We start from the raw sequence: 7,895 nt of genomic DNA, 5'->3' as shown, positions 1-7,895 counted from the left end.
AAGCCTGCCGCTAGCGTTCATCCTGAGCCAGGATCAAACTCTTCATCGTATATTGTACGCTTGATAAATCAAGCTATTGTTATTCGACTCAAATTCTAGTGGTTTTTTAAATCTTTCGACTCTCTTACTCTCTTATATTTGTTCTAAGATCTCTCTTAAAACGGCTGTCAATTCAATATGTCTAAGAACTTTCGTTTTTTTATTTCTTACGCTATTCTTTCGGTTAGCGGCTGCAAAAGTAACTATTCTTTTTTAACTGGCAAGACTTTTTGAAAATCTTTTGAAAAATATTTTTTTTCATCTTATTATCAATCTTCTTATCAGTCTMTCAAGGAACGTTGCTCGTTTAGCGGGGTGCAAAGGTAACTCTCRYTTTTAAATCTCACAAGCTTTTTTTAAACTTTATTTAGAAAATAAATCTTCCTTTTCGTTTGTAATGCTTGTCAGTATTTTAAAGAACTTCGTGCTCATTGCGGGTGCAAAAGTAGTGGGTTTATTTAGTTATTCAAGACCTTTTGCAAACTATTTTTAAAGTATTTTTTAACACATTGATAACCTATTGTTTACATTAGCTATTTTTTGAGGTTTTGTGATTTATGATTCCAGTTTTTTAGAATTCTATACGTTTTATGGACTTTGAGGTTTGATTTGGGTTTCGGATTTTGAATGGAAATGGGTTTTATAGCGATTATATATGATGAGGCGTGCTGTAAATAAAAGCGGTTTCTTTTGAATAATAGCTTTCAAAGACCTATCCCCTGCTTCTGACACATAGATTTGAGCAGATTTTCGTAGATGGTTTAAGAGTCCATCTGTTTTTATTTGAAAAACATTGAGATTATATTTTAGTAATAAGTACGTTTGATTAGATTTACTGTACCTATATATAAGGAGAACTGTATTTATAAAACCAACTTACCTTTGTTGGAATTTAAAGTGGCACGCAGATTTGAGCAGATATTGGCAAATGGTGTGCTGAGATACTATTTTTAATTGAAAAGCGTTTGATGTTTATTCTATATAATGACATGTACAGATTCACTATCCAATATCTAAAGAGAAACAACTTCTGAATAAAGAACGAGAACGCGTTAAGGATAGAAGTGAAAAGCCCACAGTCCCGATTTTTTTTCGGGACGAGGACTTGTAACGGATAGCCTGACCTTTTAGAAAGTAAAAACGGCACTATTTACTTACAATAGTGCCGTTTTTACTATCTAAAAGGGAACGCCCGAATAGTTTTTACTTATTTTCTTTTGATGCTTTGGATACCCAATAATCGGTGAGATCGTCATAGTTTACTGGCTTAGCCGGAGGTTGATTTATTAATCTTCCTGATTCAAAGGCGCGTACTAATATAGTTTCTATTAAGTAATCTTCGTTACTTTGATAAGGCTGGTATTCCTCTTTTAAATTTAAATCGAACATTCTTGCTGCTGTATTAGACCAAAATGCTTTCCAACCGCTTTTTAAACTTTTCACTAAATCATAAGTTGTAGTACCTGTTTGCCTGTGAATAAGCTTTACTAAGATTTGTCCTTGTTTGCGAGACAATTTTTTAAGTCTTTCTTCAAATTCATTGCTAAGGTAATCTTCGATGATTTTGAAATATTTCTTTTTCTCTTTATTTGTTTTAAGACTATTCATTCCTCGATTCAATGCTGTTAACCTTTCAGAAGCTAACTTGGCATAAGGATAAGTAACATAAACTCTGTTTCTTAATATTGTAAATTGTTTTAATGATTCGGTATCGAGTTTAACTTTAGAAATAACGATTTCTTCTAATGCGATAGTGTCATTAAAAACAGAGTCGATTTCAGTTTCGGTAATTTCTTTTTTTAAAGTTACTTTATTTAAAACTTGTGCTTGGATGGAAATCGAAAGCAAAAGGAAAAAAAATAGAAATCGAACAATCTTCATGGGGTGAAATTTTTATGACACAAAATTATACATTATATGTACAACTGTAATGCCAAATTTATAATTTAGCAAAAAAAATATTTTATGAGTTCTAAATCAATATTAAACAAGTCTTCCCTTAGCTTTTTAGAGAAATATCTCAATAACGCCTCGCCTACTGGTTATGAAAGTTCTGGTCAAAAATTATGGATGGACTATTTGAAGCCTTATGTCGACACTTTTATTACGGATACTTATGGCACCGCTGTGGGTGTAATAAATCCGGATGCTCCCTATAAAGTGGTAATTGAAGGTCATGCTGATGAAATTTCGTGGTATGTGAATTATATTACCGATGATGGTTTGATCTATGTTATAAGAAATGGTGGTTCGGATCACCAAATAGCTCCATCAAAAAGAGTTAATATCCACACTAAAAAAGGAATCGTAAAAGGGGTTTTTGGTTGGCCAGCTATACATACTAGAAATCGCACTAAAGAAGAAGCTGCTAGAATTGATAATCTTTTCATAGATATAGGTTGCGAAAAGAAAGAGGAAGTGGAAGCACTAGGTGTTCATGTGGGTTGTGTGATTACTTATCCTGATGAATTTATGGTTTTGAACGAAAATAAATTTGTGTGTCGTGCTATTGATAACCGTATGGGAGGTTTTATGATTGCTGAAGTAGCTCGTTTGCTTCATGAAAACAAGGTAAAATTACCCTTTGGTTTATACATTACGAATTCCGTTCAAGAAGAGGTTGGCCTTCGAGGTGCCGAAATGATTACCAAAACTATCAAACCAAATGTAGCTATTGTTACTGATGTTTGTCACGATTCAACAACTCCAATGATTGAAAAAAAGATTGAAGGAGAAACAAAAATTGGGAAAGGTCCGGTTGTAACCTATGCTCCTGCTGTTCAAAATAATTTGAGAGAATTGATTTTAGATACTGCCGAAGAAAAGAAAATTCCTTTTCAACGTTTAGCCTCTTCTCGAGTTACTGGAACTGACACTGATGCTTTTGCTTATAGTAATGGTGGCGTTGCATCGGCTTTAATATCATTACCTTTAAGATACATGCACACCACTGTAGAAATGGTGCATCGTGATGATGTAGAAAACGTGATAAAATTAATATATGAAACGCTGTTGAAAATAGAAAACAACGAAACGTTTTCTTATTTTAAATAAAAAAAAGGTAGCCACGAATTGCACGAATCCGATTGTTTTGAAAAATCACGAATTCCAATAGTGTAAGGTAATGTTTAAAATTTTAAATTAGTTTAAAACATCGAAATTCAAGGATATCGCATAAATTTAAATAAAAAAGCCAGACTCGAAAGTCTGGCTTTTTGCTGTAATATTCTAAATGATGGGTTTATTTCCAACCACCTCCAAGTGCTTTATAAGTGTGAACAAAAGCATTCATTTGGTCTTTTTTGGTTTCGACTAATTCCAATTTAGCATCAAGAGCATCGCGTTGGGTCATTAAAACTTCGAAATAATCCGCTCGAGCCGATTTAAATAAATCATTCGCAATGTTAATAGAATTGTTCAATGCAGTTACTTGTTGCGATTTAAGATTATAGCTTTTTTCTAAATTCCCAATATTTGCCAATTGATTAGATACTTCGAGATAAGCATTCAAAATCGTACGATCATAATTATACAATGCTTGTAACTGTCGCGCATTGGCATTGGCAAACTCAGCTTTAATAGCATTTCTATTGATTAATGGAGCAGCTATATCCCCTACTAAGTTATACAACAAAGATTCTGGGAATTTTACCAAATAAGAAGTCTTGAAAGCCTGCAAACCAAAAGCGGCCGATATATCAAGTGACGGATAAAACTCTGCTCTTGCTACTTTAACATCCAATTTTGCTGCTGTTAAATCCAATTCGGCTTGCTTAACGTCTGGTCTATTCGTTAATAATTGCGAAGGAATACCTGATTGTATAATAGATGGAGTTCGATTTAAAAAATCACTACTATTCCTTGTTATTTTCTCAGGATAACGACCAAGCAAGAAATTAATCGTGTTTTCTGCTTCTACAATTTTCTGATTAATTTGAAATTCCATGCTTTTTGAAGCTAAGACTTCTGCCTGAAATTTCTGCACTGCCAATTCTGTTGCTCTAGCTGCTTCTTTTTGGATTTTTACAATCTCCAATGCATTTTGTTGCAATTGAATGTTTTGTTTTACAATTTCCAGTTGACTATCTAACGACATTAACTCATAATAAGAATCGGCAACTTCAGCAATAAGATTGGTAACTACAAAATTCTTACCTTCAATAGTAGCCAAGTACCTTGTAACTGCAGCCTTTTTTGAATTGCGTAATTTTTTCCAAATATCAACTTCCCAATTGGCATAAGCACCAACATTTAAATCGGTCAATGGGTCTGGAAACTCCTTACCTGGTGCAATTTCTGTAGTTGCATCACCAGCACCTTGGCTAGTATAACGCCCTACTTTTTCTACTCCAGTTCCTGCTCTAAGCCCAACTGAAGGCAATAAAGCTCCTTTTTTGACACGAATATCATTCTTAGCCATTTCAATTTCTTGCAATGTAATTTGCAGTTCTTGATTATTTTTTAAGGCAATAGTAATCAAACTCGTTAAATTTGGATCATTGAAATAGTTTTGCCACGTACTTGTTGATGTATTTTTTGTGTCTTTGCTTATGCCAAAACTTTCAGGAATCGCTTTGCTTTCCGTTGCAGTTATGGCTGATGGTGTTTTGCAGCTTACAATTGTAAGCGCAAAACCCATCGCAATTAAACTTTTATATATTTTGATATTATACATGATTATCGAATTCTTCGGTTAATGGGTTGTTATTTTGTACTTTAATCATTTTGATTTTTGCAGCTATACTACCAAAAACATAGTACAATCCTGGAATAATCAAGACACCACAAACGGTTCCTAAAAGCATACCTCCTGCTGCTGCAGTACCAATTGTACGGTTACCAATTTTCCCTGGACCTTCTGCAAACACTAGAGGAATTAATCCTGCAATAAAAGCGAATGAAGTCATTAAAATAGGACGAAACCTTACTTTTGCTCCTTCCATTGCGGCTTCAAATACTGTTGCTCCAGCTTCGTGTTTTTGAACGGCAAACTCCACAATTAAAACGGCATTTTTACCTAATAAACCTATAAGCATGATAAAGGCAACTTGAGCGTAAATATTATTATCTAAACCTGCTATAGAAAGCAGTAAATAAGATCCAAAAATTCCAGCAGGAAGAGAAAGTATTACAGCAAATGGCAAAACAAAACTTTCGTATTGTGCCGCTAAAACCAAGTAAACAAACAACAAAGAGATTAGAAAAATAAAAATGGCTTCATTACCACGACCTACTTCATCTTTTGAAATTCCTGCCCAATCGATACCATAACCTCTAGGCAAATCTTTTGCAGCCACTTCTTGAATGGCTTTAATAGCTTCTCCACTACTATATCCTGGGGCAGCTTGTCCGCTAATTTCAGAAGAGTTAAACATATTATGTCTTGTAATTTCTGATAGTCCATATACTTTTTCCATGTGCATGAAGGCAGAAAATGGTACCATTTCATCTCGATTGTTTTTTACATACAATTTCAATACATCTTCTGGCAATGCTCTGTATTCTGGTGAAGCTTGTACAATTACCTTGTACTGTCTATCGTATTTTATGAAACTAATTTCATAATTACTACCCACCAAAGTTGAAAGGGTATTCATTGCATTATCTATAGTAACTCCTTTTTGTTGTGCAAGGTCATTGTCAATTCGTAACATAAATTGAGGAAAACTAGCGCTGTAGAAACTAAAAGTTGAAGTTAATTCTGGGCGTTTATTCAATGCCTTAACAAAATCATTATTTACAGTTTCCATTTTTTTATAATCACCAGAACCTGCTATATCAAGCAATCTCAGTTCAAATCCTCCAGCTGCCCCATACCCAGGAACTGCAGGTGGTTGAAAAAATTCAAGAGAAGCTCCAGTGATTGTTTTGGATTTTTCTTCCAATTCTTTCATGATTTCAATTGCAGAATGTTTTCTTTCTGACCAATTTTTTAAATTAACAAGACATGTACCTGAATTAGCTCCAGTACCTTCAGTAAGGATTTCAAAACCAGCCAAAGCAGATACGGATTGTACCCCTTCAATTTTTTCAGCAACTTTTTGCAATTTAAGAGCGATATCATTTGTTCTTTCTAAAGTAGAACCTGGAGGTGTTTGTATAATTGCATAAATTGTTCCTTGATCTTCGGTTGGAATAAATCCGGATGGAAGGCTATTATTCATGAAAAAGATTCCTATACAAAAAGCGATCAAAATTCCAAAAGTCACTATTCTTCGACTTACAATTTTACTTAATATACCATTGTATCTTCCGTTAAGACGGTTAAATTTATTATTAAAACCGTCTAAAAAATTATTAATTGGGGTTTTCTTTTTAGCTACACCATGATTGTTTTTTAACATCATCGCACAAAGAGCTGGTGTCAATGTAAGTGCAACAATACCCGAAAGAATAATTCCAGATGCCATTGTTATTGAAAATTGTCTGTAGAAAACTCCTACTGGACCTGTCATAAAAGCAACAGGGATAAAAACGGCTGCCATCAAAAAAGTAATGGCTATAATAGCACCACTAATTTCATGCATGGCTTCTTTAGTAGCTTCGAGAGGTGCTAAATGTTCCTCTTCCATCTTGGCATGTACCGCCTCAATAACCACGATAGCATCATCGACAACAACTCCAATGGCTAAAACCAATGCAAATAAAGTAACAAGATTTATCGAAATTCCGAAAAATTGCATAAAAACAAAAGTCCCAATAAGCGACACAGGCACAGCAATAGCAGGAATTAGAGTAGAACGCCAATCACCAAGAAACAAAAAGACAACTAATCCAACTAAAATAAAAGCCTCAAGTAAAGTATGTACCACTTTTTCTATAGAAGCATCCAAAAATTTAGACGCATCGTAACTAATTTCATAATCAACTCCTTTTGGAAAAGAGGATTTCTTAATTTCAGCTAATTTTGCTTTAACATCTTTAATAACTTGACTCGCATTACTACCGTAAGATTGTTTTATGGTTATAGCTGCCGATGGTCTTCCGTTCATATTTGAATAAATATCATACATCGAACTACCAAATTCTAGTTTGGCAACATCTTTCAGTCTTAGTATAGCACCATCGGGAGTTGATTTTATTATTATATTCCCATATTGCTCTGTTGTAGTGAATCGACCTGGATATTTCAATACATATTCAAAAGACTGGGACCGTTTTCCTGAACTTTCTCCAGTTTTACCTGGTGCCGCTTCTAAACTCTGTTGCGATAATGCTTCCATAACTTCATCAGCAGAGACTTTATAAGCCAACATTCTGTCGGGTTTCAACCAAATACGCATAGCATAATCTCGGTTTCCAATAATATCAGCATCTCCAACACCATCTACTTTTTTAATTTCAGAAAGTAAGTTAATATCCGTATAATTATATAAGAATTTTTGATCCATTGTTGGATCAGTACTATATACGTTAACATACATCAAGTTATTCGATTCTTCTCGGGTGATTTTCACACCTTCACGAATTACCAGTGGAGGTAATTTATTTACAATTGTCGAAACTCTATTTTGAATATTAATAGCAGCTTGATTTGGATCTGTTCCTAATTTAAAAACTACTTGAATCGATGCCTCTCCATCATTACCAGCATCCGAGGTAATATATTTTATTCCAGGGGCACCATTAAGAGCTCTTTCTATTGGAATTATAACCGATTTAATCAATAATTCGTTGTTTGCTCCTGGATAGTCAGCAGTAACATTAACTTTTGGTGGGGAAATAGAGGGTAATTGCGTAACAGGCAAAGATGTCATAGACAAAACACCTATCAGTACAATTAAAAGCGATATTACTATCGACAGTACTGGTCTTTCAATAAATTTATTAAACATTTTCTTTTCTTTTTTTGATTT

At 34.0% G+C, this 7,895-nt stretch carries 4 protein-coding genes; 1 reads left to right on the top strand and 3 read right to left on the bottom strand.

Annotated elements, in window-relative coordinates; all coding sequences use genetic code 11:
• Window positions 1-1,242: 1,242 nt before the first annotated feature.
• On the bottom strand, window positions 1,243-1,920 hold the full coding sequence (locus tag E0F76_RS18780) for a DUF4294 domain-containing protein (protein ID WP_132009940.1): 678 nt from the start codon (window positions 1,918-1,920) through the stop codon (window positions 1,243-1,245).
• A gap of 84 nt (window positions 1,921-2,004) precedes the next feature.
• Here E0F76_RS18780 and E0F76_RS18775 point away from each other — a divergent pair, with 84 nt between their 5' ends.
• On the top strand, window positions 2,005-3,093 hold the full coding sequence (locus tag E0F76_RS18775; protein ID WP_132009937.1) for a M42 family metallopeptidase: 1,089 nt from the start codon (window positions 2,005-2,007) through the stop codon (window positions 3,091-3,093).
• 187 nt (window positions 3,094-3,280) lie between these two features.
• Here the strand turns inward: E0F76_RS18775 and E0F76_RS18770 are convergent, their stop codons facing one another.
• Both E0F76_RS18770 and E0F76_RS18765 read right to left on the bottom strand, forming a co-directional pair.
• A complete protein-coding gene (locus E0F76_RS18770; protein ID WP_132009934.1) occupies window positions 3,281-4,714 on the bottom strand; it encodes a TolC family protein in 1,434 nt (477 codons plus the stop codon).
• A complete protein-coding gene (locus tag E0F76_RS18765) occupies window positions 4,707-7,874 on the bottom strand; it encodes an efflux RND transporter permease subunit (protein ID WP_132009931.1) in 3,168 nt (1,055 codons plus the stop codon). Before E0F76_RS18765 ends, E0F76_RS18770 begins: the two co-directional genes overlap by 8 nt.
• Between the last annotated feature and the right edge of the window lie 21 nt (window positions 7,875-7,895).

Source organism: Flavobacterium cellulosilyticum (genome assembly GCF_004349355.1).
GTDB classification, from domain to species: Bacteria; Bacteroidota; Bacteroidia; order Flavobacteriales; family Flavobacteriaceae; genus Flavobacterium; species Flavobacterium cellulosilyticum.
This window is presented reverse-complemented; position numbering and strand designations above follow the sequence as displayed.

What these genes read in the sequence shown, in the direction of transcription:
- E0F76_RS18765 (WP_132009931.1), bottom strand. Translation starts at nt 7,874, where the DNA reads ATGTTTAATAAATTTATTGAAAGACCAGTACTGTCGATAGTAATATCG.
- E0F76_RS18775 (WP_132009937.1), top strand. Translation starts at nt 2,005, where the DNA reads ATGAGTTCTAAATCAATATTAAACAAGTCTTCCCTTAGCTTTTTAGAG.
- E0F76_RS18780 (WP_132009940.1), bottom strand. Translation starts at nt 1,920, where the DNA reads ATGAAGATTGTTCGATTTCTATTTTTTTTCCTTTTGCTTTCGATTTCC.
- E0F76_RS18770 (WP_132009934.1), bottom strand. Translation starts at nt 4,714, where the DNA reads ATGTATAATATCAAAATATATAAAAGTTTAATTGCGATGGGTTTTGCG.